The organism is Paraburkholderia metrosideri, assembly GCF_904848625.1.
Classification (GTDB): Bacteria; Pseudomonadota; Gammaproteobacteria; order Burkholderiales; family Burkholderiaceae; genus Paraburkholderia; species Paraburkholderia metrosideri.
The window spans coordinates 447,513-473,364 of record NZ_CAJHCP010000001.1 but is presented as its reverse complement, the minus strand read 5'-3'; the positions used below and the strand labels follow the sequence as shown (position 1 = coordinate 473,364).

The following is a 25,852-nucleotide window of genomic DNA, read 5'->3' as shown; positions in this document are numbered from 1 at the left end:
GAGCCCGCATTCAAGTACGCGATCAGTGCGAACACGATGCAAAATGCAACGCACATTCAGAGCACAAAAAAACGGCGTGCGGGCCGTCGCTCCGACAGCCGGCACGCCGTTGCAGCGACGCTTACGCTTGCGCCGTTGCGCTTGCCAGTTCTTCGAAGCTCACTTCCTTGTCCGTCACCTTCGCCTTGCCCAGAACGAAATCGACGACGTTGGCTTCAACGACGTACGCTTCCATTTCAGCAAGACGTTGCTGGTTGGAATAATACCAGCGGACGACTTCCTTCGGGTCTTCGTAGCTTTTTGCGAACTCGTCGACTTCGGCGCGGATCTGTTCCGGCTTGGCTTGCAGTTCGTTAGCCTTGACCAGTTCAGCCAGCACGAGGCCCAGCTTGACGCGGCGCTCAGCCTGTTCCTTGAACATGGCAGCCGGGATCGGTGCATCTTTGGCGTTCGGCACGCCGCGCTGCTCCAGATCCTGACGTGCCATTGCGACGAGGCGTTCCTGGTCCTGCTCGATCAGTGCGTTCGGCACGTCGAGTTCGGAAATCTTCAGGAGCGCGTCCATCACCTGATTCTTGACGATGGCTTGCGTGCGGCGCTTCGCTTCGCGTTCGAGATTGTCTTTGATCTCAGCGCGCATCTTGGTGAGATCGCCGTCTTCGATACCGAGCGACTTGGCGAAGTCAGCGTCGATTTCCGGCAGGTGCGGCCACTCGATCTTCTTCATCGTGATCGTGAATTGCGCCGTCTTACCTGCGACGTCCTTGCCGTGGTAGTCCTCAGGGAACGCCAGGTCGAATTCCTTCGACTCGCCGACCTTCAGGCCCAGCGCTGCCTTTTCGAATTCCGGCAGCATGCGGCCTTCGCCCAGCACGAAGGCGAAGTCGTCAGCGCTACCGCCCTGGAACACTTCACCTTCGATCTTGCCGACGAAGTCGACCGTCACGCGATCGCCGTCTTTGGCTTGCGTATCAGCGCCGCCGTCGCCGTGCTCGCCGGCTTCGCCGCGAGCGTGGAAATGCACGCGTTGCTTGCGCAGGATTTCCAGCGTGCGGTCGATTTCCGCTTCGCTGATGGTGGTCGTGGTGCGTTCGATTTCAGCCGTGGCGACATCGCCCAGCTTCACTTCCGGGTACACCTCGAAGGTTGCGTCGAATGCGTAGTCGCCTTCAGCGACGTCGGCCTTCGGTGCGAAGCTCGGCTGGCCGGCAACGCGCAGGTTTTCGGTGCGGCTGATGTCGAAAAATTCCTTGCCGACCTTGTCGCTCAGCACTTCTGCTTCCACCTGGCCCGAATACTGTTGCGTCACCATCTTGAGCGGCACCTTGCCCGGGCGGAAACCCGGCATGCGCACGTTCTTCGCGAGTTGACGGATACGCGAGTCCACTTCCTTCTGCACGGCATCCTTCGGCAGGGAAATCGTTACGCGGCGTTCGAGCTTGCCGAGGTTTTCAACAACGTTAGCCATGGCTTCAATCGTCCTAAAATTATTCGAGCGAATCAGTTATCTTCTCCGTGCCGCTTTTCGATGTCGCGCGTACGTTCGCGTTTGCGTCCGTTTCCGTCGTTTAGCATCGATTGCGCGCCTGCGCCGCGGGCTTGCAGGCCGCCGGCAGCACGGTTGGGTCCAAAGAGCCGAATATTTTAGCAAACTATTTGCGCGCCTAGCCGGGATTCGATGAATGAGCGCGTTTTTCCAGGTATTCCGGTCGATTTCCGCGTTGTTTAGGCATGGTTTCCGCGCGGGTCGGACGCCGCCCCGGCATAAGCCACCTTTCGCTCATCAGCGGCGACATTTATTCGGCAATGGCTAGTGAGCGGCAACGAGGGCCAGCAGGCGCGGCCGTTGCCGTAGCGGCGGCTACGGCCGCGGCGACCGCGCCCTATCACCCGTCGCCACTCACTACGCCGCACTGACGTCCAGCCCGCTACATCGCGAAACGGTACCGGTCGACCCGCGGGCCCCGGCGGACCATTCCGGCTATGCCGTTCGACATATTCAGTCCGCGCGCCCATGCTGATAAGCTAACGAACGAGCTTGGGACTGGGCCAGCATCAGATCTTCATTGACCATCCCCGCCCGTCGAAACGATTCCAACCATTCAGAGACACCATGCCGAATTCGCCGTCCTCGCCTGTCGTCGTCATTGCTCCCGATTCCTTCAAAGGCTCGCTTAGCGCAGAGCAGGTCGCGCAGGCCATTGCGTCCGGCATTCAGCGCGCGCGGCCCGATGCCAGCGTGCGGCTCTGCCCCATGGCCGACGGCGGCGAAGGCACGCTCGAGGCCATGCTCACGAGCGGCGGCGAGCGTCGCAAGCTGAACGTGCGCGGCGCCGCCGGTCCGCTGCGCGAAGCGCTAACAGGACTTCTCGCAGACGGCAGCGCGATTATCGAAACGGCTGAAGTTGTCGGTATTACGGATCAGGTTGGAATGGGCGTGCCCGTCGAAGCGCGCAGCACTCGAGGCATGGGCGAAGCGATTCGGGCGCTGCTGGACGCTGGCGTGAGGCGGTTTTTCGTTGCGCTGGGCGGCAGCAGCACGAACGACGGCGGCGCTGGCTTGCTGACCGGCCTCGGCCTGAAACTGATCGACGCCCAGGGCAACGAACTCGAAGGCACACCGGAACAGCTTGCGCGCGTCGCGCGCCTCGATGTCTCCCAACTCGACGCACGGCTCGTCGACACGACGTTCGTCGGCATGTCCGACGTGGACAATCCGCTGACCGGTGATCACGGCGCGACGACGGTATTCGGTCCGCAAAAGGGTGTAAAACCGGAACAGATCGAATCGATCGACGCAGCCCTCGCCCATTTTGCAGACCTGCTCGAAGCAGCGCTCGGGCGCGAGGCGCGCGACCAGGCTGGCGCGGGCGCGGCGGGCGGACTCGGCTTCGCGCTGCATATGCTCGGTGCGAAGTTCGAGCCAGGTGCGGAAACCGTCGCACGGCAGATCGGCCTCGACGCGGCGCTCGAGGGCGCAGACTGGCTGATCACGGGCGAAGGCCGCTCGGACGTGCAAACGCTGCACGGCAAGGCGCCCTTCATCGCCTGCCGTCACGCGCAGGCAGCGGGTGTGCCCGCCACGCTCCTCTCGGGCGCGATAGATTCCGCGGCGCTGCCCCGTCTTTCCGAATATTTCAGCGGCTGTTTTTCACCCGCGCCCGGGCCGATTACGCTTGAGATTGCGATTCGCGACGCGGCAAACCTGTTAGCCAACGAGGCTGAACAACTGACGCGTCTGAAGTTCGGGCCGGCCTCCGACCCGAAACCCGGCGCGCGTTGACCGGAGGGGCGGTTACGGCAACAATCGCAGCGCCACGACCGCTCCACTCATCACGGGATGACCATGAAGGACTCCGTTAAAGCCGGGCTCGAGCAACTCCTCACATACCGGCTGCATGTGCTCAACAAACTCGCGGAGCGTGGCATCAGCGAGCGCTATCAGGAGAAACTCGGCGTGACTTTGCCCGAGGCACGGGTCATTGCGTCGGTGGGCTCGTTCGGACCGTTCTCGATCATGGAATTGGCGAGACACGCCAACCTGGATAAAAGCCAGGCGAGCCGCGCAGCGGAAGCGCTGATCCAGCAAGGACTTGTTCAACGTCAGCAGAGTGCCGACGATGGACGCGTGGTACTGGTCTCGCTGACAGCGGAAGGCCGTGCGCTTTTTCGGAAGGTGATGCCGATTGCCCGGAAATGGAACGGGGACCTGTTCGATTGCCTCAACGAACAGGAAAAGGCCGCGTTCGGCGAGGCACTCGACAAAATAATTGAAACGATGTCGGCGCGGTAGAAGCAGTCGTCGCGCGTCGACTTGGATCGCGCACGGCAATGGGTCGCCCGTCACTTTGCGTAGCAACTGCTTTCCCCATCCACGCCGTTACGTGGTCGCGTCTTTGCGAACAGGTTTGTTGGCTGATCGAGCATGGCGCCCGGGACCCGTGCGCATTCACGCTTCGCCGAGGGCAAATCACCCCAAATCACCTCTTCACGTCGCCCGAACCTTCGGCATCGGCCGCTGCATTGTCGTTAGCCGTAGCGCTCAGTGATCCAGCACCGCTGGCGAAGCCGTCCGGCACTTCAGTTGTCCGAATGCGTGCGCCGCGCGCCATCCGCCAACCGATCGCGCCGAGCGAACCCACGGCCAGCAGCAAGGCAGCCCATAGCAAATAGCCGCGCGACGGGTCCGGCGCGTTAGCCGCCAATTGTGCACTTGCCGGCTGTGCCACAGGCGGCTCGCTAGTCAGCCGCGCGACCCCGGTCGCCGACGCAGCATCCACCGGCAACGCGTTGCGACCCACGGCCACCGGCACCGCCTCCGCGCGCCCCACCACCAACGTGAATGGCGGGCTCCCTTGCGCAACGAAAGTCAGCGTTGCTGGACGCCAGCCCTCCGCGACGATCAGCGCCCCGTTGCCCAGACCGCCATTAGGTGTATCGACGACCACACGCCATTGACGATCGGTATCAGCTTTAAATTCGAGCAGCGCATTGCTCTGCTCCACCGTGCCGTTGTGCAGACGGAAAAGCGTCTCGCTGGACACCTGTCGCCACGGCGCGTCCAGTCCGGTTCTTGAATAAACGATGGCGGGAGCGACCGTGTTGGGCTGCGGCAAAGTCAGGCGTAAGCGGTCGACGGGATACGAACCGCCCGTTGTGAAAAAGTACTCGCCCGGCTTCAGGCCCATACGGGCGACGATTCCTTCGTGCCACTCCCGCTTCGCGTCGACAGTCTGGGCGGAGCCAGCGCCGACGGTCTCGATCTTCGCGTCCATCGAATCGACATACGGCGTACCGTCGAGCCAGTGCAGGCGCAGATAACGTGCGTGTACACCGTTCAGTTCGATACGGTCCTGACTCAGGGTGCCGCCGTTGTAATTGACCTTGAGCAGTTGCGCGTCGCCGGCAGGCTGCCAGTGACGCAGATCGTCGCTGGCCTCGGCAGTGACGCGCCCCTGAAAATTGTCATCCCGCAGATGAACGAGCAACGCGCTGACCTGTGCCGTCCGCGGTAGGCGTCCGAGGTCGACCAGGTCAGCCACATGTTGAGCGCCAGACGGCGGAGCCGCCGTTGCCCGCAATGATCCGTCGGCCGCGATTGCCACTCCGGTCGGCATAGCGCTGCCGCCGGCCGGCGCCGACGGCAGCGGGAACCAACCCACCGACCGCGTTTTGGGTAGCGCGCGCGACGCCAATCGTGGCGTGTCGAGCGAGTACGGCACAGACTCACCCGCCCCATTGAATATGCGAATGTCACCGAGATCGCTGCGCTGACTCGCGGCATAGACGCTCGCCGGCAGCGTCATACTGAAAGATGACGCAGCGCTGTCGTCGAGTTGCAATACGAAATGTCGTGCGAAATCGCGCGGCGCGAGATTGTCGCCCGCGACGGCTGGCGCCGCGACCCACACGAGCACCATTGCCAGACACCAGCCAGTCAGTTTCAACACATGCTTCATTGCCAGGTTTCCAGAACCACATGACGGAACGGTACGAGACGCCGCTGGTGGGCTGGTGCGTCCCGAGCCGCCAGGCAGCACGAGCCGCGTCAATATCGGCCGCTTGTGACAAGTCGAAAAAAAACCGAATGAGCGCTGAGCGCCAGCAGCATATCGACGGTGAAGCCGAACATCACGACTGCGCCACCTTGCGCCATCTGTGCGGCCGCGGCGCAGGTTATCCAGAATACCGAAACTAAAGTGATCTGGCGTGTCAGAGGTAACGGTTTTTAAGGCAGCGCGAAGAACTGACCCATCCGGCAGCGTCGCATTTTGCCCGAGAAGCCAGACCGCTCGCTGCCACAGCACACCACATTCGTAGACCAGCAGACCTCGGCCAGAATGGAGCAATCACCGCAATGAGGAAAACGCCGTCGCGCCGTGTGCCGTACGGCGTACGCCGCGCAATCATGCAGCCGGCTGCGCTCGCGCTGTGCGATCCCATGCAGGCCCCGCTCCAAAAATCTCAGACCCAACTAGCAAGCAGCACGGGCGTCATTCCTCCACGACTCACAAGCCGTCACCCACGCATGCCCGTGGCGTCAGATTCGCGACGCGCTGCCAACCATGTCAAAATTCGGGATTGGCCACCGAGCCTTCACTCTCCCACTTTTCATCCAAGGAAGTTTCTGTGGACATCAATAAACAGGTTGCGGCCCTGACCGCTTCGGAACTTCAAACCGCCGGCGCCAGCCAGGCGACGGCAATCGCCGTTAGTGTGCTGCTGCGCCACCTGCGCTCGCCGGAACTGGTCAAGCTTTTGTCGTCGGCATTTGAAAATCATCAGGCGGTCATGCTGCAAACACCGTGGCCAGATCCGATGCTGCAAGCCTTCGAATCGACCCGTCGCTTCCTCGAAGGCGCGGCCCAGGCCGAACTGCCGGGCTCGCCGTCGCAACCGGAAACACCGGCCGCGTGACCGTTGCCGGGCAAGCATTGCCCGGCAGGTGAACGAGCCATGGACCAAAACAAAAAACCCCGTCAGTCCAAAGACTTAACGGGGTTTTTCGCTTCAAATAAATGGTGCGAGGGAGGGGACTCGAACCCCTACACCCTTGCGGGCGTCAGGACCTAAACCTGGTGCGTCTACCAATTTCGCCACCCTCGCAGCCGGGCGAGCCGCTGTGCGTCCCACCCGATGTCCTGCCTGCTTGCAGACGCACCAACAACCTGCGTCCGAAAGCGTAAGCGCGAGATTCTAACCGATTGATTCGCGCTTGTCTGCATCTGTGGCCTCTCCCAACTCACCGCCGATGCTACAATTTTTGGCTCGACGCACGAATACCGTGCCCGCCTTCTTCGCCTGCCCTTCCCCACCACGCCAATCCAGTGAATTTCGACGAATATTGCCAGCAGAAAGCGGCTCTCCCCGGATCGAGCACTTACTACGCGCTTCGGCAAGCGCCCGCGAAAAGTCAGCCGCTTCTCACCGCGCTGTTCGCGTTGCGCCGCGAGTTTGAGGAAACGGTCAAGGAGACCAGCGATCCCACCATCGGCCGCACCAAGCTCGCGTGGTGGCAAAACGAGATCGCCGCGCTGGCTTCGGGTTCGCCGTCGCATCCGGTTTCAAAGGCGCTGGCGGCTTATCTACCCGACGTGAAAGCGGAATATCCCGCGTTGCAGGCGCTGCTCGCCGGCTTCGAAATGGATCTCGACCAGGCGCGCTACCTCGATTATCCGAATCTGCGCCGCTATGTAGACAGCGTCGGCGGCAACTTCGCTGCGCTGATCGCGCGCGTCACGGCAAAAGACGCCGCGCAGTCGGCGCAATGGTCCGCGCCGCTGGGCGAGGCGCTGCTGCTTGCGCAGTTCGTCGTCGAAACGGGGAATGACGCGCGCCACGGGCGCATCTATATTCCGATCGACGAAATGCAGCGCTATAACGTCACCGCCGCCGACCTGATCAACCGCAAATACAGCGACGCATTCACCGAGTTGATGCGCTTCGAAACCACCCGCGCACGCACGGCATTGCAAAAGGCGCTGGATGCGATACCCGGCTGCGAGCGTCGTTCGCAGCGTACGCTGCTTGCGCTAGCCGCCTTGGCGTTGGCGCTGCTGGATGAAATCGAGCGCGACGGCTACCAGGTTCTGCATCAGCAGATTGCACTGACGCCGATCCGCAAGCTCTGGATTTCGTGGCGCGCCAAATAGAAAGGGAGACCGCCAGCGCGGCCAGAAGGTGCGCCGCTGGTTCGGACACGGCTCGGCGACACCGCATTCACGCGCGCATGAGCCTCACCGTCATCGGGCCAGTCAAGCCATCACCCGCCACGTCTGCCGCGCCGGCGCCCGCGTCGAAGTCGCCCACGCAGACCAGGCCCTCGTCAAACGCGCAACAGCGGCAACGGCTCGAACCTCTGCTGCAGAACGGCCGACGCATCGAGCCCCCACCACGGCCCCAGCACCGTCGCATAAAGCTGTCGAAAATCCACGCCGACCGGCAAGTTGCCATTGCCGTCGAGCCGCGCGAGCGTTGGCGGAACGCCGTACAAACCGCCGCGCACGCGGCCGCCCATGACGAAGTGCGGCGCCACGGTACCGTGATCGGTACCTCGGCTCTGATTCTCCCGCGGACGTCGCCCGAATTCCGCATAAGTCATTACCAGCGTTTCGTTCCATCGCCCTAGCTCTACGAGCGCAGATTTCATCGCCACGAATCCGTCAGCGAGTTGTTTGAGCAACGCGGCCTGCTGCCCGGCTGATTCTGATGCGTATCAAAGCCATTCAGTGTCAGACGGATCACGGCGATGCCCTGCCCGCTTTGCGGTTGCGCCTGCGGCGAGTCGCCGGCGGCCAGCACCTGCATCGCCGTTTTGATCGAATTGCCGAACGCGCCGCCAGGAAACACCGTCTTTAACGGCACCTGAGCTTGCGTGGGACGCAAGCGATCCGCGGCTTTCACGATGTCGTTTTCGACGTCGAGAATATGCGCCAACTCGGGGTTTCGTTCATGCAAAGACACAGGAGTGGCAAGCCGGGAGGCCTTGATGAACTGGGTTGGATTGACCAGCGCAATCGCCCGTGCGCCGTTCGCGAGCGGTCCCATTTCAGCGCTGCCGATCACGACGCCGTCCGCCGCGAAACCAGTTGGCACCGGTGCCTGCGCAAACGTTCGCGTCAACCAGCCTTCGCGCAGATATTGATCGGAACGCGACGCGGTGTCCCATATCTCGATCGAGCGGAAATGCGACAGGTTCGGCTGCGCATAGCTGACGCCCTGCACGATTGCGAGTTGCTGGCTTTGCCAGAGCGGCACGAGCGGATGCAGCGACGGATGCAGCGCCGTGCGCTCGTCGAGTTGAATTGCCTGCTCGCGTTTGATGCCGATGTTCTTGCGCAAGTCGTAATACGCGGGATCGGCAAACGGAATCACGGTATTCAAGCCGTCGTTGCCGCCCTTCAGTTCGACGAGGACCAGCAGATTGTCATAGCCGTTACCCGACAATCCATCAGGCAATGCCGTCTGCGCACCGAACGCACGCGGCAACCACAACATTGCACTGGCGGCTGCGCTCATCGAAAGAAAGCTGCGTCGGTTCATCCTGCACCTCGTTTTTTCTTGTGACGACGTGAGTCGCGCTGCGATGGGCGACCCACCGGGCGGGTCATTTCAACTGATACGCCGGGTCCATCAGCAACGCTTCCAGATAGGCGCTCGCGGTCGAATCTGTTGCGATCGCGTCCACCGGCGTGAACGGCAGGACCGCGTGCTGCAACTGAAGCTCCGCGGACAACCCCGGCTTCAAAGCAGGAGCGGTGTTGTATTGAGCAAGCCACGTATCGATGTCAAAGCGTACGCCACCTCGAGCGCTTTTGGCTGATGCAATGGCATGGGGTGGCTGCGGATCTGTCTGCATGCCGACCGTCACATCACTCGCCGCGAACTTCGCGTTAAGTGGACGACTCATGCGCATCGGCGCCGCTTCGGTCGCGCGAAACAGTTGTTCGACGAACTGCTTGCGTGCGAGCAGAGTCGAGCTATTGATCCACGTCGTACCGCCCGGCCACCCTTTGACGTTCGGCGGATAAAACAGGTTCTCGCCGAGCGTGCGCATCTGCGCGACGAACGGCCCAGCGTTGTCATAGCTCACATCGAACGCGCGCAACGTGCCGACCACGAATTCCGCCGGAGATTTGACGAGCACACCACGGTTGCCGTCGTCCCAGAACGCATCGCTCAGAAATAGCCCGCGCAGCGCCACCTTGATCTCGTAGTGGCTCGCGCGAAACTGCTGCGCGATCGGTGCGATGCGAAGCGGGTCGGGCGTATCGGAGACGAACTCGCGCCACAGCCTGGTGGTCACGAACGTCGCCGTTTCAGGACTCGCGAGCAGGATGTCGAGCACCTGGTCGCCATCGAACGGACCGGTTTGACCGAGCACGGTCTTATCGCCGTCGTCGTGCTGATTCGCGCGCCACACGTAGGCCTGCGTGTCGGGATCGAGACTCCAGCCGGTATAGGCACGCGCCGCCTCCGATACGTCGCGCTGCGTGTAATGCCCTTCGCCAAGCGTGAACAACTCCATCACTTCCCGCGCGAAATTTTCGTTGGGGCGGCCTTTGCGATTGCTTGCACCGTCGAGGTATTGCAGCATCGCCGGATCTTTCGCTACGGCGTGCAGCAAGTCGCCGAAATTGCCCAGCGCGTCTCGACGCAACAGCAGGTTTTGCTGTGCCATGTGCTGCGGAAAGGCTACCTTGTCCTGCCCCGACGTGAAGTGGTTATGCCAGAACAACGTCATGCGCTCGGTGAGCGGCGATGGCGTGGCCAACATCTCACGCACCCACCATGCGCGTAATACTTCGTAACGCTGCGCGCGCAGTCGCTGCTCGTCCCGACGCTGATCGGCGGTCCACGCCTTGCGCGCGTCTCGTGTGGGGATGGGTTCGCTCACCCAATCGGGCGATGGCGTGAGCGCCTCGGTTCGTGCTGAAGCGAGCACCTTGTCGACTGCCTGTTGCCGGGTAAGGCCAACATATTGCGCAGTTTCGGCGCGATCCGGTTCGAAGCCGACGCGCGTCAGGAAGAAGCGCGCGTCGTCGGCGTCGAGGAGGGTCTGCTCGCCGTCGGAAGTCTCCGATGCTGCAAATGCTTTAGCCCCCGTGCGATGCGCTGCATGTCGTGTAGCCGGCACAGCCCGCTGGGCGGCCAAGGCCAACGAATCGCATAGCAAGCTCACACCCAAAGCCACGCTCAATGACATGGCAGAGGCTACAAACCATCGACCGCGATTACCACGCGCCGGCAACTTCATCGTCCATCTCCCTGGTGGGATCACGTCGCGCAAAAAACGTCGACGTAGCAATACACGTATCGCCCTGACGCTTCAACGGCAGACGGCGTAGAGAAGTTGACGGTGGAGTTGAAACAGAATTTCTCACGCGAAGGAACCGCATGAGACAGGCGCCCAGGTCAGGCACAGAAATAGCTACCGCTTATAAAGTTCACGGACAGCATCTTCGATGTGCTGCCGCAATAGGCGTCGTTCGTCGGGCGTCATATGACCGTCACGACGACGTTGATCAAGATCGGGGGGAACTGCAGTGCGCAACATCACGTCTGATGCAGGACGTTCGTCGTTATTCAGATTGTGGTGGTTCGCACGCGAATTGCCCGATCTGGGCGCGCGCTCACTCGCAGCTCTGTCGGCGGAAGGCTGGGCATGGGCGAGCGTTGGTCCCAGTGAGCCTGCGAGCGTACCGGCTACTGCCAGTGCAATGACGCTCAGGCGCACATTTGGCCAAACCCCTCCCTTCATGTTGTTCCCTTCGTGGCGCGGCAACCGGCTACCTCAAATGCTTATACAGACCCCGGTAACTAGCCGGGTGCGAGAGTTTTAGTCGAGTGAAGTATCCACCGAACAGCCGCATTCAGTAAAGGAGTCTACCTGCCGCCGCTTTACGTCGTGCCACAGTCCGGGTAAATTTTGTAACTGACTGTAACCCCAGAAATGATGCGCCCGCGCACCACTTTCTAATCGCGCTAAGATGCCGACCATGGAAACCAAAAACCCTTCGAAAATCCTCGTCGTCGATGACGATCCGCGCCTGCGCGATCTGCTGCGCCGCTACCTCGGTGAACAGGGCTTCAATGTCTATGTTGCTGAGAACGCGCCGTCCATGAACAAGCTGTGGGTGCGTGAGCGCTTCGACCTGCTGGTGCTCGATCTGATGCTGCCCGGCGAGGACGGCCTGTCGATCTGCCGCCGCCTGCGCGGCAGCAACGACCGCACGCCGATCATCATGCTGACGGCCAAGGGTGAAGATGTCGATCGTATTGTCGGGCTCGAAATGGGCGCCGACGACTATCTGCCCAAGCCATTCAATCCGCGCGAACTGGTCGCGCGAATTCACGCGGTGCTGCGCCGCCAGTCGCCGTCCGAATTGCCGGGCGCGCCGTCGGAGACCACTGAGGTGTTCGAGTTCGGCGAGTTCGCGCTGAATCTCGCCACTCGCACGCTCACCAAGGCCGGCCAGGAGATTCCGCTGACCACGGGCGAGTTCTCGGTGCTCAAGGTGTTCGCACGCCATCCGCGTCAGCCGCTGTCACGCGAAAAGCTGATGGAGCTCGCACGTGGGCGTGAATACGAAGTTTTCGACCGCAGTCTCGACGTGCAGATTTCGCGTCTGCGCAAGCTGATCGAACCGGACCCGGGTAGCCCGCGCTTCATTCAGACCGTGTGGGGTCTGGGCTACGTCTTTATCCCCGACGGTGCGGCCTGAGTTTGCTCTCATCTTTTATGTCGACCAGAGTTGACGCTTTAGCGGTTACTCTGGTCCCATGCACCGCGTCGACCAGAGTTGACGCTTTAGCGGTTACTCTGGTCCCATGCACCGCGTCGACCAGAGTTGACGCTTCAGCGTTGACCCTGGTCCCAGGCACGGCATCGTCCAGCGTTCGCGCTCCCGCGCTTACGCCGGTCCGATGCAAAATCGTTGCTGTCTTTGATCTCAGATAAGAAGGGCCCATGCGGATCGACCGGCGCCTCCTGACGCTCGCGTTCGGCGGCCTTTTCTGGCGGACCTTTCTGTTGATCGCATTGCTGATCGCAGTGAGTCTCGCCGCCTGGTTCCAGAGCTTTCGCGTGATCGAACGCGAGCCGCGCGCGCAGCGCGTAGCGCTGCAGCTCGTCGCCATCGTGAAGCTCACACGCACCGCGCTCCTTTATTCCGATCCCGACCTGCGGCGCGCGCTGCTGCAGGATCTGGAGAGTAATGAAGGCGTGCGGGTGTATCCGCGTGAAGCCACCGACAAATACAAGCTCCAGCCCGACGAGTCGCTGAACCGGCTGATCGAACACGACATTCGCGGGCGTCTCGGCGACGACACTGTCATTGCGCAGAGCGTGAATGACATCAACGGTGTGTGGATCAGCTTCAAGATCGACGACGACGATTACTGGGTGGCGCTCGACCGCGATCAGCTCGACAACGCAACCGGTCTGCAGTGGGCCGGCTGGGGCGTGTTCGCGCTCGCGCTGTCGCTATTCGGCGCGGCCTTCATCACGAGTCTCGTGAACCGTCCATTCGCGCGGCTTGCCATGGCCGCGCGCAAGGTCGGTTCGGGCCAGTCGCCGGAGCCGTTGCCCGAACGCGGCATGGGTGTGGCCGCCGAAACAAACCGAAGCTTCAACCAGATGGTCCAGGACCTCGAACAGCTCGAGGCCGACCGTGCGCTGATGCTCGCAGGCATCTCGCACGATCTGCGCACCCCGCTCGCGCGTCTGCGGCTCGAAACCGAAATGAGTCCGTCCGACCAGAGCACCAAGGACGCGATGGTCGACGATATCGAGCAGATGGACATGATCATCGGACGATTCCTCGACTACGCGCGTCCCGTGCAACGCACGCCGGAGCCGGTCGACCTGTCCGTGATTGCCGGCGAACTCGCTGCGCGGATGCAAAGCGAGGACAGCATGCGGCTGATCACGCGACTCGCGCCGTCGGCGGTGATCGAAGCGGATGAAACCGATATGCGCCGTGTGGTCGGCAATCTGCTGGAGAACGCGCGCAAATATGGGCTGAGCGATGGCGACGGCATCCCGCACGTGATTCTCGAAACCCGCGTGTCGCACTCGCGAGTCGAACTGACCGTGGTCGACGAAGGCCCCGGCATTCCAGAAGACCAGCTAGCGCTTGTCACACGGCCGTTCTATCGTGTCAATTCGGCACGCACGCAAGCCAACGGCACAGGCCTTGGCATGGCAATTGTGCAGCGGCTGGTGGGGCGTTATCGCGGCGCATTGCGTCTGCGCAATCGCACGCCAGGACCGGGACTCGAGGTCACGATCGAGTTTCCGCTCGCCAAAGGCGCATGACCGGAACGGGCTTCGCCGGGCTCCGCCAACGCGCTGAAGACGGGCTTCGCATTGAATAATAACTATCCGGATCGTTAGGAACAAACTATTGGTCGGATAGTTCAATAGAACTATAGTGGGACGGTGTAACGCGCCCGTTATGACGGGCAGATAGCCTCAACATGCTGTTTTTCCAACCCACGAAGGAGCACTCGCATGAAAACCGTTGGCGATAAAGTCGAAGCGTTTACCGTCGCTGCTGCGAAGCCGGGCTTTAACAATCATGAAGAAAACGGCTCGTCGGCGTTCGAAGAAATCACCGAGCATTCGTTCCCCGGCAAGTGGAAGATCATTTATTTCTACCCGAAGGATTTCACGTTCGTGTGCCCGACGGAGATCGTCGAATTCGGCAAGCTCGCCAAAGATTTCGAAGAACGCGATGCAGTGCTGCTAGGCGGTAGCGTCGACAATGAATTCGTGAAGCTGGCATGGCGCCGTGAGCATAAAGACCTGAACAAGCTGAACCACTACTCGTTCGGCGACGTGAAGGGCGAGTTGATCGATCAGCTCGGCGTGCGCGACAAGGAAGCTGGCGTCGCCCTGCGCGCGACCTTCATCGTCGATCCGGACAATACGATCCAGCATGTTTCGGTGAATAACCTCAACGTGGGCCGCAACCCCGAGGAAATCCTGCGGATTCTCGACGGCCTGCAAACGGACGAACTGTGTCCTTGCAACCGCGCAGTCGGCGGCGCAACGCTGTAAAGCCGTGCTGCCAGCCAGCAGCCCGAAAGCCCGCTCGGCCTGACAAGCCGCGGGCTTTTTTATCGACAAACCGATAGGAGATGCTAATGGAATTCCTGGCTTCGATTAAGGCGCTCGTGCCGGACTACGCGAAGGACATCCGGCTGAATCTCGATGGCACGATCGCACGGTCGTCGCTCGAAGGGAACGACTCGGTGGGCGTGGCGCTCGCTGCTGCGTTCGCCGCGAAGAGCACGGTGATCGTCGATGCAATCCGCAATGCGGGCGTGCTGTCGCCGGAAGAAACCCAGGGCGCGCTGACGGCTGCCGCGCTGATGGGCATGAACAACGTCTGGTACCCGTACGTCGAGATGACGGGTGACGCCGATCTGAAATCGCAACCGGCGCAGTTACGGATGAACGCTTATGCGTCGCACGGCGGTGTGGACAAGCGGCGCTTCGAGATGTATGCGCTGGCGGCGTCGATTATCGGCGAGTGCCATTTTTGTGTGAAGTCGCACTTCGATACGCTGGTGGCCGAGGGAATGAGCACGACGCAACTGCGTGACGTGGGCCGGATCGCGGCGGTGATCAATGCGACCGCGCAGTGCATTGCTGCTGAAGGGAAATAGCGCGGTGGTTTTGTTTCCTTCGGCTGCCCGAGGGAAACAAAACCCGACGATCAATTCCTGATCAACAACACGGCCGCCTGCGCTTCAATCCCCTCGCCTCTGCCCAGATAGCCCAGCTTCTCATTGGTCTTGGCTTTCACGTTGACCCGATCCACCGGCAACCCGAGATCGGCGGCAATATTCGCGCGCATTCCTTCAATATGCGGTGCCAGTTTCGGTGCCTGCGCGACCACGCTGCTATCCACATTCGCAATCGAAAAACCCGCGGCCGTCACGCGCGCCACGCATTCGCGCAGCAGCACGCGGCTGTCCGCGCCAGCGAACTTCGCGTCGGTGTCCGAGAAATGGCGGCCGATATCGCCCATCGCGGCCGCGCCGAACAGCGCGTCGGTGATGGCATGCAGCAGCACGTCAGCGTCTGAATGGCCGAGCAGCCCGCGCTCATAAGGAATCGTCACCCCGCCGATAATCAACGGACGTCCCGGCACCAACGCATGCACGTCATACCCTTGCCCAATTCTGAAATCCATATGCGTCAAGTCCTCAAGTCCGCTAGCTAAAATTGAAATCCATCACGAGGCCGACGGCCGCGACAGAATCGCCTCGGCCAGATCGAAGTCTTCTGGATAAGTCACCTTGAAGTTGCGCAACGCGCCCTGCACCAGCTTCGGCGCGTGACCCAGCCATTCGATCGCGCTCGCTTCGTCGGTGAGATCGTGACCGTCGGCCTGCGCGCGCAGGATCGCTTCGCGCAACATGCCGATGCGAAACATCTGCGGCGTCTGCGCCTGCCACAAGCCGTCGCGCGCTTCGGTGCGGGCAATGCGGCCATCGTGCGAGCCGGCGTCGATCCGCTTCAATGTATCTGCGACCGGCAGCGCCATGATGCCGCCCACCGGATCGTCCTTCAGCGCGCCGGTCAGCGTGCGGATCAACGCCGGCGTGATGCCGGGGCGAGCCGCGTCGTGCACCAGCACCCAGTCGTCGTCATGTGCGCCGAACTCGGCGAGCGCATGCAGCCCGTTGAGCACCGACGCCTGGCGCGACGCGCCGCCCGAGCGGCGCACCGCAAAGCGCAAGCCGCCAAAGCGGCGCGCGTCGAAGTGGCTGTCGTCGGGAGCGATCACGACCAGGGTTTGCGCAAACTCGCTGCACGCGTCGAACGCGGCCAGCGAGTAATGCAACATGTCGCGACCGGCGACAGTGCGATATTGTTTGGGCATCGCGGCGCCGGAACGGCTGCCGGTGCCTGCGCACGGAATCAGGGCAAATAGACGGGAAGTCACGAGTGCGGATGCCGCGAAGTCAAAGTAAAGGACGGATTTTATAATAGGTCCTTCGCATTCACGCTCCGGGACGCTTAAACTTTCCAATTAGCTTGCCAATCAGCTTTTCAATTCGCTTGCCGATCACGCCTAAGCCCGAGGCCGCCTTTTCTCATCTATGCCAGACAACGCCGCATCATCGCAGTACTCTTCGCCCGTCGCGCTCGTCAAGGCCGGCCAGCGTTTTGCCTTCGACGGCACGCACGGTTCGTCCGACGCGCTGCTGATCGCCCGCTACCACCTCGCGTATCGCGACAAGGTGCCGTTGCTGGCCGTCGTCTGCGAAAGCGCGGTCGATGCGCAGCGTCTGTCGCAGGAAATCGGCTTCTTCGCGCCCGAAGCGCGGGTGCGGCTGCTGCCCGACTGGGAAACGCTCCCTTACGATACCTTTTCGCCGCACCAGGACCTGGTCTCGGAGCGCCTCGCCACGCTGCACGATCTCGGCGAAGGACGGTGCGACATCCTGCTGGTGCCTGCCACCACGGCGTTGTACCGGATGCCGCCCGCGTCGTTTCTGGCGGCCTACACGTTCTCATTTGCACAAGGCGAACGGCTCGACGAGGCGAAGTTCAAGGCTCAGCTCACGCTGGCCGGCTACGAACACGTCAGCCAGGTCGTGCGGCCGGGCGAATACTGCGTACGCGGCTCGCTGCTCGACCTGTTCCCGATGGGGTCGCCGCTGCCCTACCGGATCGACCTGTTCGACGACCAGGTCGACTCGATTCGCGCGTTCGACCCGGACACGCAGCGCAGTCTCTATCCGGTGAAAGACGTGCGCCTGCTGCCCGGCCGCGAATTCCCGTTCGATGAAGCCGCCCGCACCGCTTTCCGTAGCCGCTGGCGCGAGACCTTCGAGGGCGATCCGAGCCGCGCGTCGATCTATAAGGACATCGGCAACGGCGTGCCGTCGGCGGGCATCGAATACTACCTGCCGCTGTTCTTCGAAGAAACCGCGACGCTGTTCCACTACCTGCCGGAAGGCGCGCAACTGGCGTTCGTCGGCGATCTGGACGCCGCGATCCGCCGCTTCACCAACGACACGAAGCAGCGCTACAACTTCCTGTCGCATGACCGCGACCGGCCGATTCTGGAACCGCAACGGCTGTTTCTATCGGACGAAGACTTCTTCACGTTTGCAAAACCGTTCGCACGGCTCACGTTGCCCGCCAATGCCGGTGGCGGCTGGTCGACCCCGCTGCCGAACCTGGCGATCGACCGCCATGCCGACGACCCCGTCTTGGCATTGCGCGCGTTTCTCAACACCACGACCCATCGTGTGCTGTTCGCCACGGAATCCGCGGGCCGTCGCGAAACGCTGCTGCAACTGCTTGCCGACAACCATCTGAAACCGGTATCGAGCGACAGCTTCCAGGACTGGCTGAGCGGCGACTCGCGCTTCTCGTTAGGCGTCGCGCCGCTCGCCAACGGCTTCGCCGTGCCGGTCGACGGCATCGCGATCATCACCGAAACCGAGCTTTACGGGCCGCTCGCGCGGCGCGCCGGGCGTCGCCGCCAGGAGCAGGCGAGCAACGTCGATTCGATGGTGCGCGACCTATCCGAGTTGAAAGTCGGCGATCCGGTCGTCCATTCTCAGCACGGCATTGGCCGCTATATGGGCCTCGTCACGATGGACCTCGGCGAAGGCGAAACCGAATTCCTGCACCTCGAATACTCCGGCGACAGCAAGCTCTACGTACCGGTCGCGCAATTGCACGTGATCTCGCGCTACAGCGGTGCCGATCCGGAAAGCGCCCCTTTGCACTCGCTCGGCTCGGGCCAGTGGGAAAAGGCCAAACGCAAGGCTGCGCAGCAGATTCGCGACACGGCCGCCGAATTGCTGAACCTCTACGCACGCCGCGCCGCGCGTTCAGGTCATGCGTTCCCGCTCGAGCCGAAGGACTACGTGAAGTTCGCCGAGAGCTTCGGCTTCGAGGAAACGCCGGACCAGGCCGCCGCCATCGCGGCCGTGATCGGCGACATGACGAGCGGCAAGCCGATGGACCGGCTCGTGTGCGGCGACGTCGGCTTCGGCAAAACCGAAGTGGCATTGCGCGCCGCGTTCATCGCGGTGATGGGCGGCAAGCAGGTCGCGCTGCTCTCGCCCACCACGCTGCTCGCCGAACAGCACACGCAAACCTTCACCGACCGCTTCTCCGACTGGCCGGTGCGAATCGCCGAACTGTCGCGCTTCAAGTCGACCAAGGAAATCAACGCGGCGATCGCACAGATCAACGAAGGTACCGTCGATATCGTGATCGGCACGCACAAACTGCTGTCGTCGGACGTGCAGTTCAAGCGGCTGGGCCTCGTGATCATCGACGAAGAGCATCGCTTTGGCGTGCGGCAGAAAGAAGCGTTGAAGGCGCTGCGCGCCGAAGTGGACGTGCTCACGCTGACTGCCACGCCGATCCCCCGGACGCTCGGCATGGCGCTCGAGGGCCTGCGCGATTTCTCGGTGATCGCCACCGCGCCGCAAAAGCGGCTCGCGATCAAAACTTTCGTGCGTCGCGAAGAAGACAGCGTGATTCGCGAAGCCATGCTGCGCGAACTGAAACGCGGCGGCCAGGTGTACTTCCTGCACAACGAAGTCGAGACGATTGAAAACCGGCGGCAGATGCTGGAAGCGCTGGTACCCGAAGCGCGTATCTCGGTCGCGCACGGTCAGATGCATGAGCGCGAACTCGAACGCGTGATGCGCGATTTCGTCGCTCAACGCGCCAACGTGTTGTTGTGCACGACGATTATCGAAACCGGCATCGACGTGCCGAGCGCCAACACGATCCTGATTCATCGCTCGGACAAGTTCGGCCTCGCGCAATTGCACCAGTTGCGTGGGCGGGTCGGCCGCTCGCATCACCAGGCGTATTCGTATCTGCTGGTGCACGATCCGCAAGGGCTCACCAAGCAGGCACAACGCCGCCTCGAAGCGATCCAGCAGATGGAGGAACTCGGCTCGGGCTTCTATCTCGCGATGCACGACCTCGAAATTCGCGGCACCGGTGAAGTGCTCGGCGACAAGCAGTCGGGAGAAATTCACGAGATCGGTTTCCAGCTTTACACCGACATGCTCAACGACGCGGTCAAGGCGCTGAAGGAAGGCAAGGAGCCAGACCTCACTGCGCCGCTCGCCGCGACCACCGAGATCAACCTGCACGCGCCTGCGATTCTGCCCGCCGACTATTGCGGCGATGTACAGGAGCGCCTGTCGCTCTACAAGCGTCTTGCGAACTGCGAGCACAACGATTCGATCGACGGCATTCAGGAAGAGTTGATCGACCGCTTCGGCAAATTGCCACCGCAAGCGCATGCTCTGGTGGAAACGCATCGTCTGCGGCTTGCCGCGAAACCGCTCGGCATTTCGAAGATCGATGCCGGCGAGACGGTGATCGGATTGCAGTTCATCCCCAATCCGCCGATCGACGCCATGCGGATCATCGAGATGGTGCAGAAGCATAAGCACATCAAGCTCGCGGGGCAGGACAAGCTGCGTATCGAAACCCGCAGCCCGGATTTTGCGGTGCGTGTCGCGACCGTCAAGGAAACCTTACGCGCACTGGGCTCGCCGAGCCGTGGCACGGCCGCTGCCGCGGCGGCACGCTAAGCCGAATGCGTCTCTTCCTTCTACGGCAGCGCTAACGCTGCGATTGCGATGCCGTAGAAGAATCACGGGGGACGTCTAGCGCTTTTTCCCGCATGCTGCGCTGCGCCATGGCCGCCGCAGCATACGGACCAGTTTTTTTTGGGTATGATCGAAAGACTTAAATGCTGGAGTCTTCTCATGTCCCACGTCGCTGAATCAGCGCAGTCCACCTCTGCTTCAAACTCGTCATCGCCTGTTTCGCTGCCTTGGGTCACGCGTCTCGTGTCGATGGACACAGTCAGCCGCAATCCGAATCTCGGCCTGATCGAAACCGTGCGTGACGAGTTACGCGCAGTCGGTATCGAAGCCACGCTCACGCATGGCGAACGCGGCAAATGGGCGAACCTGTTCGCTACGATTCCCGCGCACGATGGCGAAACCAACGGCGGCGTCGTATTGTCAGGACACACCGACGTGGTGCCCGTAGACGGCCAGCAATGGGACAGCGATCCGTTCAAGCCGGAAATTCGCGGCGACAAGCTGTATGGCCGCGGCACCTGCGACATGAAGGGCTTTATCGGTGCAGCACTCGCGCTCGTGCCGGACATGCAACGCACGAAGCTTGCCAAACCGATTCACTTCGCGCTGTCGTTCGACGAAGAAGTGGGTTGCGCAGGCGCCCCGTTGCTGATTGCCGACCTGATGAAACGCGGCGTGAAGCCGGATGGCTGCATCGTGGGTGAGCCGACCAGCATGCGCCCCATCGTGGCACACAAAGGCATCAACGCGTATCAATGCTGCGTGCGCGGCCAGGCGGCGCATTCATCGCTGACACCGAAGGGCTTGAACGCCATCGAATACGCGGCGCGGCTAATTTGCTATATCCGCGACATGGCCGATCAGTTCCGCGAACAAGGCCCGTTCGACGAACTGTACGACGTGCCCTTCACTACGGCGCAAACCAGCACGATTGTCGGCGGCAATGCGATCAATACCGTGCCGGCCGAGTGCAAATTCCAGTTCGAATTCCGTAATCTGCCCACGCTCGATCCCGAACCGATCTTCGCGCGTATCGATCAATACGCACGCGAAACATTGCTGCCGAAGATGTTGCGGGAGCACCCGTCAGCGGCCATTGAGATTACAAAGATTGCTGCGGCACCCGGGCTCGATTCGTCTGAACAAGCCGCGATTACGCAACTGGTGCGCGCGTTGACCGCCGACCAGGACAAACGCAAAGTCGCCTACGGCACCGAGGCCGGGTTGTTCTCGCTGGCCGGAATTCCGAGCATCGTGTGTGGTCCTGGCGACATCCAGCAGGCTCACAAGGCGAACGAATTCGTCGCGCTGGATCAATTGGTCGCCTGCGAGCGCTTCCTGCAGAAATTCATTCATAGCATGTCGGTGGAGGCCCACTCAGCGCACGCGCGTTGAAACTGAGCGCCGTCAAACGGGTCTTACGATTACCGACAACCTCACGACCGCGCCATGTCAACAGGCACACCGCAACACACGGACCATACGATCGACGGCGAGCCGATCCCCACGCTCGACGACATCGCCGCGCAGCACTTCGCACTGGCACCGTGGGTCATGCGAACGCCGGTGTTCGACCGGCTCGATTTTTCATCGCTGGAAGGCACGGTGGTGAACTTCAAGTTCGAATTGCTGCAGGCGGGCGGCAGCTTCAAGGCGCGTGGCGCGTTCACCAACCTGCTCGCACTCGACGAATCGCAGCGTAGCGCGGGCGTCACCTGTGTGTCGGGCGGCAATCATGCGGTGGCCGTCGCGTATGCGGCGATGCGTCTGGGTATCAGCGCGAAGGTCGTGCTGTTTCGCTCGGCGAATCCGGCACGCGTTGCGCTGTGTCGGCAATATCGCGCCGACATTGTCTATGCGGAAGATATTGCGGAAGCGTTTGAACTGGTGCGCCGGGTCGAGGCTGAAGAAGGCCGCTACTTCGTGCATCCGTTTAACGGCTATCGCACGGTGTTGGGGTCAGCCACGCTCGGCTACGAATGGGCCACGCAAACGCCCGATCTCGAAGCGGTGATCGTGCCGGTCGGCGGTGGGGGACTCGCCGCCGGCGTCGCGACCGCCATGCGCCTCGCGAATCCGCACGTGCACGTTTATGGTGTCGAACCCGAAGGCGCAGACGTGATGGGCAAGAGTTTCGCCGCCAATCACACGGTCAAGATGGGCCACATGCACAGCATTGCCGACTCGCTAATGTCGCCGCATACCGAGGAATATAGCTACGAGCTGTGCCGCCGTCATATCGATCAGCTAGTCACCGTTTCCGACGACCAGCTGCGCGCTGCCATGCTGATCTTATTCGGACAACTGAAGCTGGCGGTGGAGCCCGCCTGCGCAGCTGCCACCGCTGCGTTGCTGGGTCCGCTTCGCGAGCGCTTGCAAGGTAAGCGTGTAGGCGTCCTGCTGTGCGGCACGAACACCGACCCGGTCAGTTTTGCTGCGCATATAGAGCGCGCACGCCATAGCGAGTCACAGTTTCCGCAATAAGAAAACAATCCTTGCATATCGTGGCAAAGCACTAGCCTATCCTTCTCAGGTTGGTATCATTCGCTTATCGATATTTGGGAGGAATCTCTATGAGCATGATCAAGGAATTCAAAGAATTCGCCCTCAAGGGCAACGTGATGGACCTCGCGGTTGGTGTGATTATCGGCGGCGCATTCTCCACCATCGTCAATTCAGTTGTGAAAGACCTGATCATGCCGATTGTCGGGCTCGCGCTCGGCGGCCTCGATTTCTCCAACAAGTTCGTTCGCCTCGGCGATATTCCTGCCTCCTACAAAGGCAACCCCGAGTCCTATAAAGATTTGCAGACAGCCGGTGTGGCCGTGTTCGGTTACGGCTCGTTCATCACCGTGCTGATCAACTTCATCATTCTCGCGTTCATCATCTTCCTGATGGTCAAATTCATTAACAATCTGCGCAAGCCGGCTCCGGCCGCGCCGGCAGAACCCGCGCCGACTCCGGAAGACGTGCTGCTGCTGCGTGAAATCCGCGATTCGTTGAAGAACTCGCCGCGCTAAGCACCGGCGTTGAGTCGAAGTCAATAAAAAGGCCTGTTGCGGTGGACATCGCAACAGGCCTTTCAGTTTTTCGAACGGTTGCGCAAGCAACGCAACACGACTCAACGCTGCGCACGAAACGCACGCAGCACGTCAGGCGTCTTTCTGCGCTTTCAGATGCACCGCGCCTTCAATCATCGTTTCGAGCTGGCCGAAATTGACTGGCTTGGTCAGATGGGACGTGAAGCCTGCGCTCAGACAACGTCGCACGTCTTCATCGGTGCCGAATCCCGTTAGCGCCACCGCCGGCGCATCCGAGTGCTCGCGGAATGCCTTGATGAAATCGAGGCCCGTGCCGTCCGGCAAGCCGACGTCGCTGACAATCAGATCGAAGGTCTGCAATTGCGTGGCGGCCAGCGCATCGTCCACACGACCCACCACCGTGACGTCGTGTCCCAGGCTGCGTATCAGTTGCGCCATCACCTCGGCGGTGTCTTCGTGGTCTTCGATCAACAAGACCGTCAGCAAGCCTTCCGGATGCACCTCGGCGGGCGCGACGACCGGTTGCACGACCTCCGGCGCCGCGGCGGTCGGCAACGTGATCGTGAACGTCGCGCCGCAGTGCGCGCCTGGGCTTTGCGCAATGACCGTGCCGCCGTGAACATCGGTCAACGCTTTCGTAATGGCCAACCCCAGACCCAAGCCGCCGAATTGCCGCGTCATGCTCTGATCGCCCTGCTCGAACGCGTTGAAAAGCTTGCCGATCTGTTCCGGCTCGATGCCGATACCCGTATCTTCAACCGAGATCTGCACGTGCATCCGCTCATCACGGGTGCGCACGTAAATATGGCCGCCGTCCGGGGTGAACTTGGCGGCATTGCGGATCAGGTTCCACAGCATCTGCTGCAGCCGGGCGCGATCGGCCAGCACATAGTGATGCGCTGCGTTCTTCTGCACATGCACGTCCTGCTGCTTGACCTGAATCTCGCTGCGAAAAAGTTCGAGCACACTGTCCATCACGTCATGCACGTCGACCGTTTCAAGCGACAGCCGCAACTTGCCATTTGCGACCCGCGTGAGATCGAGCAGATCGTCGATCAAGCGCGCCTCGAGTTCGACATTGCGACGAATCATGCGCACGCTGTTGCGCGCCTGGTCAGGCAAATCGGGGATCATCTCCAGCACGCTGGCGCCGGCCAGCACCGGTGTCAACGGCGTGCGCAATTCGTGCGACAGCATCGCAAGAAAGCGGTCTTTCGCGCGATTCGCTTCTTCGGCGATTTGGCGAGCCGCCTGCTCCGACGCGAGCAGACGTTCGCGTTCCTCGATCGCCTCGCGCTGCGAATGAATGTCCGTGCAACTGCCGAACCATTTATTGACGTTGCGTTCGGCGTCGCGCATCGCCACCACCCGTGCATCGAACCAGCGATACTCGCCATCGTGCCGGCGAATCCGGAATTCATGCCGATAGTCGCCCGCCTGACTCGCCACGGCCTTGAGCCAACTGCGGCGAATTTCTTCGCGATCATCCGGATGAACCGCGTCGAGCCATGAGAGACCGTATGAACTGTGTTCGGCGAGGCCCGTGTAGTCGTACCACTGCTTCGACAGAAAATCGCAGTCGCCTGCCGCGTTGCAGGTCATCACGAGGTGGGGCAACGCTTCCGACAACGTCCGGTAATGCTGTTCGCGATCGCGCAGCAATAGCGCTTCATCCGATGCCCGTTGCAGACGCACTTGCGACAACACGCGCTCCACGGCTTCCGGCAAATAATCGAGGTAATCGCCGGATTTCGGCACCACGTCGGACACGCCTGCGCGCAACGCTTCGATCACCCGCGATTCGTCGGTAAAACCGGTGACGAGGATGGCCGGAATTCGCACCCCGTCAGCACGCAGACGGCGGAAAAAGTCGAGCCCGGTTTCCGGTCCGCTGAGTTGATAGTCGAGCACCAGCAGGTCGGGGCCGCCGCCCGTGAGCCGCTCGCGCGCAGCGTCGACGCCGGCGCAGATCGCCACCCGGCAACCGGCGCGTTCGAGCGACTTGCGCGCGAGCCGGAGGATGCCCTCGTCGTCATCGACGACGAGCACGTACGCGGGCGGCGTTGACACTTCTTCGGTCATGCGGAATTTTCTCTGGCTAGGTCAGGTGATCGATTTTATCTATCTTGTCATGCGCGGCTTTCGGACGGCTTCTACCAAGTCGCCCGCGCTGCGCTCACGGCGCGGCGAGCCGGTGACCCGGCGGCAGCTTGACGACCTGCAGGAAGAAGCCGAGACGGCGCACGGCTTCGATGAACGCATCATATTCGACTGGCTTGCAGATGTAGACATTGCAGCCGAGTTCATAGCAACGGGCGATTTCGCGCGGGTCGTCGGTGGTGGTCAGCACGATCACGGGCACGGCCGCGGTTTTTGGCGACTCTTTCAACCGGCGCAGCACCTCGAAACCATCCACGCGCGGCATCTTAAGATCGAGCAGCACGACGAAATGACTCAGATCTTCGAGCGGCGGGTAGGGATTCGACGTTTGATTCGACGTCGGATTCGCGGTCGATGTGCCGGCGCGGTCCGCCGGAGCCGGTCCGAAGAAATAATCGAGCGCCTGCTGACCGTCGTGAAAGCGCACGAAGCGATTCGAAATGCCCGCGCGGCGCAGATTGCGCTCGACGAGCGTGGCATGGCCGTCGTCATCTTCGATCAGTACGATGCTGACCGTATCCCCGTGACTCATA

Annotated in this window: 20 protein-coding genes, 1 tRNA gene and 1 pseudogene; 12 read left to right on the top strand and 10 right to left on the bottom strand. The window is 61.6% G+C overall.

Features of this window, described 5'->3' with window-relative positions; all coding sequences use genetic code 11:
* Positions 1–121 precede the first annotated feature (121 nt).
* Positions 122–1,468: a trigger factor gene (gene tig / locus LMG28727_RS02055; RefSeq protein ID WP_201640637.1), complete on the bottom strand. Its 1,347-nt coding sequence runs from the start codon at positions 1,466–1,468 to the stop codon at positions 122–124.
* Positions 1,469–2,113: 645 nt separating this feature from the next.
* On the opposite strand from tig, the gene LMG28727_RS02050 reads away from it, so the two are divergent.
* Positions 2,114–3,283: a glycerate kinase gene (locus LMG28727_RS02050; RefSeq protein WP_201640636.1), complete on the top strand. Its 1,170-nt coding sequence runs from the start codon at positions 2,114–2,116 to the stop codon at positions 3,281–3,283.
* Positions 3,284–3,346: 63 nt separating this feature from the next.
* Positions 3,347–3,793: a MarR family winged helix-turn-helix transcriptional regulator gene (locus LMG28727_RS02045; RefSeq protein ID WP_201640635.1), complete on the top strand. Its 447-nt coding sequence runs from the start codon at positions 3,347–3,349 to the stop codon at positions 3,791–3,793.
* A gap of 187 nt (positions 3,794–3,980) precedes the next feature.
* On the opposite strand, the gene LMG28727_RS02040 is transcribed toward LMG28727_RS02045, so the two are convergent.
* Entirely contained in the window at positions 3,981–5,459 is a 1,479-nt protein-coding gene (locus tag LMG28727_RS02040; protein WP_201640634.1) for a DUF3999 domain-containing protein, read from the bottom strand.
* Between the two features lie 670 nt (positions 5,460–6,129).
* Between LMG28727_RS02040 and LMG28727_RS02035 the strand changes: the two genes are divergently transcribed.
* Positions 6,130–6,417: a hypothetical protein gene (locus LMG28727_RS02035; protein ID WP_201640810.1), complete on the top strand. Its 288-nt coding sequence runs from the start codon at positions 6,130–6,132 to the stop codon at positions 6,415–6,417.
* A 102-nt stretch (positions 6,418–6,519) separates the two neighbouring features.
* Here the strand turns inward: LMG28727_RS02035 and LMG28727_RS02030 are convergent.
* A tRNA-Leu gene (locus LMG28727_RS02030) sits at positions 6,520–6,606 on the bottom strand.
* Positions 6,607–6,827: 221 nt separating this feature from the next.
* On the opposite strand from LMG28727_RS02030, the gene LMG28727_RS02025 reads away from it, so the two are divergent.
* A complete protein-coding gene (locus tag LMG28727_RS02025; protein ID WP_201640633.1) occupies positions 6,828–7,652 on the top strand; it encodes a squalene/phytoene synthase family protein in 825 nt (274 codons plus the stop codon).
* Between the two features lie 173 nt (positions 7,653–7,825).
* On the opposite strand, the pseudogene LMG28727_RS02020 reads toward LMG28727_RS02025, so the two are convergent.
* From LMG28727_RS02020 to LMG28727_RS33955, 3 genes and pseudogenes are all read right to left on the bottom strand, one after another.
* Positions 7,826–9,042, bottom strand: a pseudogene (locus LMG28727_RS02020) (DUF1501 domain-containing protein).
* A gap of 64 nt (positions 9,043–9,106) precedes the next feature.
* A complete protein-coding gene (locus LMG28727_RS02015; RefSeq protein ID WP_201640632.1) occupies positions 9,107–10,705 on the bottom strand; it encodes a DUF1800 domain-containing protein in 1,599 nt (532 codons plus the stop codon).
* Between the two features lie 225 nt (positions 10,706–10,930).
* Positions 10,931–11,260: a hypothetical protein gene (locus LMG28727_RS33955; RefSeq protein ID WP_236591559.1), complete on the bottom strand. Its 330-nt coding sequence runs from the start codon at positions 11,258–11,260 to the stop codon at positions 10,931–10,933.
* 229 nt (positions 11,261–11,489) lie between these two features.
* Between LMG28727_RS33955 and ompR the strand changes: the two genes are divergently transcribed.
* From ompR to LMG28727_RS01995, 4 genes are all read left to right on the top strand, one after another.
* Positions 11,490–12,224, top strand: a complete 735-nt coding sequence (ompR, locus tag LMG28727_RS02010) for an osmolarity response regulator transcription factor OmpR (protein ID WP_006048917.1) — start codon at positions 11,490–11,492, stop codon at positions 12,222–12,224.
* A 245-nt stretch (positions 12,225–12,469) separates the two neighbouring features.
* Positions 12,470–13,819, top strand: coding sequence for an ATP-binding protein (locus LMG28727_RS02005; RefSeq protein ID WP_201640631.1), 1,350 nt, complete (start codon positions 12,470–12,472; stop codon positions 13,817–13,819).
* Between the two features lie 195 nt (positions 13,820–14,014).
* Entirely contained in the window at positions 14,015–14,563 is a 549-nt protein-coding gene (locus LMG28727_RS02000) for a peroxiredoxin (protein WP_201640630.1), read from the top strand.
* 86 nt (positions 14,564–14,649) lie between these two features.
* Positions 14,650–15,174 carry a carboxymuconolactone decarboxylase family protein gene (locus LMG28727_RS01995; RefSeq protein ID WP_201640629.1) on the top strand — a complete coding sequence of 175 codons (525 nt, stop codon included), beginning with the start codon at positions 14,650–14,652 and terminating at the stop codon, positions 15,172–15,174.
* 50 nt (positions 15,175–15,224) lie between these two features.
* Here LMG28727_RS01995 and ispF read toward each other — a convergent pair whose 3' ends face one another.
* Together ispF and ispD are read right to left on the bottom strand one after the other, a co-directional pair.
* Positions 15,225–15,704 (bottom strand): 2-C-methyl-D-erythritol 2,4-cyclodiphosphate synthase, encoded by a 480-nt coding sequence (gene ispF, locus LMG28727_RS01990; RefSeq protein ID WP_201640628.1) that lies wholly within the window; start codon positions 15,702–15,704, stop codon positions 15,225–15,227.
* Positions 15,705–15,746: 42 nt separating this feature from the next.
* A complete protein-coding gene (gene ispD, locus LMG28727_RS01985) occupies positions 15,747–16,460 on the bottom strand; it encodes a 2-C-methyl-D-erythritol 4-phosphate cytidylyltransferase (RefSeq protein ID WP_201640627.1) in 714 nt (237 codons plus the stop codon).
* Positions 16,461–16,617: 157 nt separating this feature from the next.
* Here ispD and mfd point away from each other — a divergent pair, with 157 nt between their 5' ends.
* The 4 genes from mfd to mscL all read left to right on the top strand — a co-directional run bounded on the left by mfd (position 16,618) and on the right by mscL (position 23,138).
* Entirely contained in the window at positions 16,618–20,100 is a 3,483-nt protein-coding gene (gene mfd, locus LMG28727_RS01980) for a transcription-repair coupling factor (protein WP_201640626.1), read from the top strand.
* A gap of 177 nt (positions 20,101–20,277) precedes the next feature.
* The gene (gene argE, locus LMG28727_RS01975; protein ID WP_201640625.1) at positions 20,278–21,513 is read left to right on the top strand and encodes an acetylornithine deacetylase; all 1,236 of its coding nucleotides are present in this window, start codon (positions 20,278–20,280) and stop codon (positions 21,511–21,513) included.
* A gap of 54 nt (positions 21,514–21,567) precedes the next feature.
* The gene (locus LMG28727_RS01970) at positions 21,568–22,602 is read left to right on the top strand and encodes a threonine/serine dehydratase (RefSeq protein ID WP_201640624.1); all 1,035 of its coding nucleotides are present in this window, start codon (positions 21,568–21,570) and stop codon (positions 22,600–22,602) included.
* An 89-nt stretch (positions 22,603–22,691) separates the two neighbouring features.
* Positions 22,692–23,138 carry a large conductance mechanosensitive channel protein MscL gene (mscL, locus tag LMG28727_RS01965; protein ID WP_201640623.1) on the top strand — a complete coding sequence of 149 codons (447 nt, stop codon included), beginning with the start codon at positions 22,692–22,694 and terminating at the stop codon, positions 23,136–23,138.
* Positions 23,139–23,270: 132 nt separating this feature from the next.
* On the opposite strand, the gene LMG28727_RS01960 is transcribed toward mscL, so the two are convergent.
* Together LMG28727_RS01960 and LMG28727_RS01955 are read right to left on the bottom strand one after the other, a co-directional pair.
* Positions 23,271–25,241, bottom strand: a complete 1,971-nt coding sequence (locus LMG28727_RS01960) for a hybrid sensor histidine kinase/response regulator (protein ID WP_201640622.1) — start codon at positions 25,239–25,241, stop codon at positions 23,271–23,273.
* 94 nt (positions 25,242–25,335) lie between these two features.
* The gene (locus tag LMG28727_RS01955; RefSeq protein ID WP_201640621.1) at positions 25,336–25,851 is read right to left on the bottom strand and encodes a response regulator; all 516 of its coding nucleotides are present in this window, start codon (positions 25,849–25,851) and stop codon (positions 25,336–25,338) included.
* Position 25,852 lies beyond the last annotated feature (1 nt).

Coding starts and splice junctions, on each gene's coding strand:
- tig (WP_201640637.1), bottom strand. CDS start 1,468: ATGGCTAACGTTGTTGAAAACCTCGGCAAGCTCGAACGCCGCGTAACG.
- argE (WP_201640625.1), top strand. CDS start 20,278: ATGTCCCACGTCGCTGAATCAGCGCAGTCCACCTCTGCTTCAAACTCG.
- LMG28727_RS02015 (WP_201640632.1), bottom strand. CDS start 10,705: ATGTCATTGAGCGTGGCTTTGGGTGTGAGCTTGCTATGCGATTCGTTG.
- mfd (WP_201640626.1), top strand. CDS start 16,618: ATGCCAGACAACGCCGCATCATCGCAGTACTCTTCGCCCGTCGCGCTC.
- LMG28727_RS02040 (WP_201640634.1), bottom strand. CDS start 5,459: ATGAAGCATGTGTTGAAACTGACTGGCTGGTGTCTGGCAATGGTGCTC.
- ispF (WP_201640628.1), bottom strand. CDS start 15,704: ATGGATTTCAGAATTGGGCAAGGGTATGACGTGCATGCGTTGGTGCCG.
- LMG28727_RS33955 (WP_236591559.1), bottom strand. CDS start 11,260: ATGAAGGGAGGGGTTTGGCCAAATGTGCGCCTGAGCGTCATTGCACTG.
- LMG28727_RS02050 (WP_201640636.1), top strand. CDS start 2,114: ATGCCGAATTCGCCGTCCTCGCCTGTCGTCGTCATTGCTCCCGATTCC.
- LMG28727_RS01970 (WP_201640624.1), top strand. CDS start 21,568: ATGTCAACAGGCACACCGCAACACACGGACCATACGATCGACGGCGAG.
- ompR (WP_006048917.1), top strand. CDS start 11,490: ATGCCGACCATGGAAACCAAAAACCCTTCGAAAATCCTCGTCGTCGAT.
- LMG28727_RS02000 (WP_201640630.1), top strand. CDS start 14,015: ATGAAAACCGTTGGCGATAAAGTCGAAGCGTTTACCGTCGCTGCTGCG.
- LMG28727_RS01955 (WP_201640621.1), bottom strand. CDS start 25,851: ATGAGTCACGGGGATACGGTCAGCATCGTACTGATCGAAGATGACGAC.
- LMG28727_RS01960 (WP_201640622.1), bottom strand. CDS start 25,241: ATGACCGAAGAAGTGTCAACGCCGCCCGCGTACGTGCTCGTCGTCGAT.
- LMG28727_RS02045 (WP_201640635.1), top strand. CDS start 3,347: ATGAAGGACTCCGTTAAAGCCGGGCTCGAGCAACTCCTCACATACCGG.
- mscL (WP_201640623.1), top strand. CDS start 22,692: ATGAGCATGATCAAGGAATTCAAAGAATTCGCCCTCAAGGGCAACGTG.
- LMG28727_RS02005 (WP_201640631.1), top strand. CDS start 12,470: ATGCGGATCGACCGGCGCCTCCTGACGCTCGCGTTCGGCGGCCTTTTC.
- LMG28727_RS01995 (WP_201640629.1), top strand. CDS start 14,650: ATGGAATTCCTGGCTTCGATTAAGGCGCTCGTGCCGGACTACGCGAAG.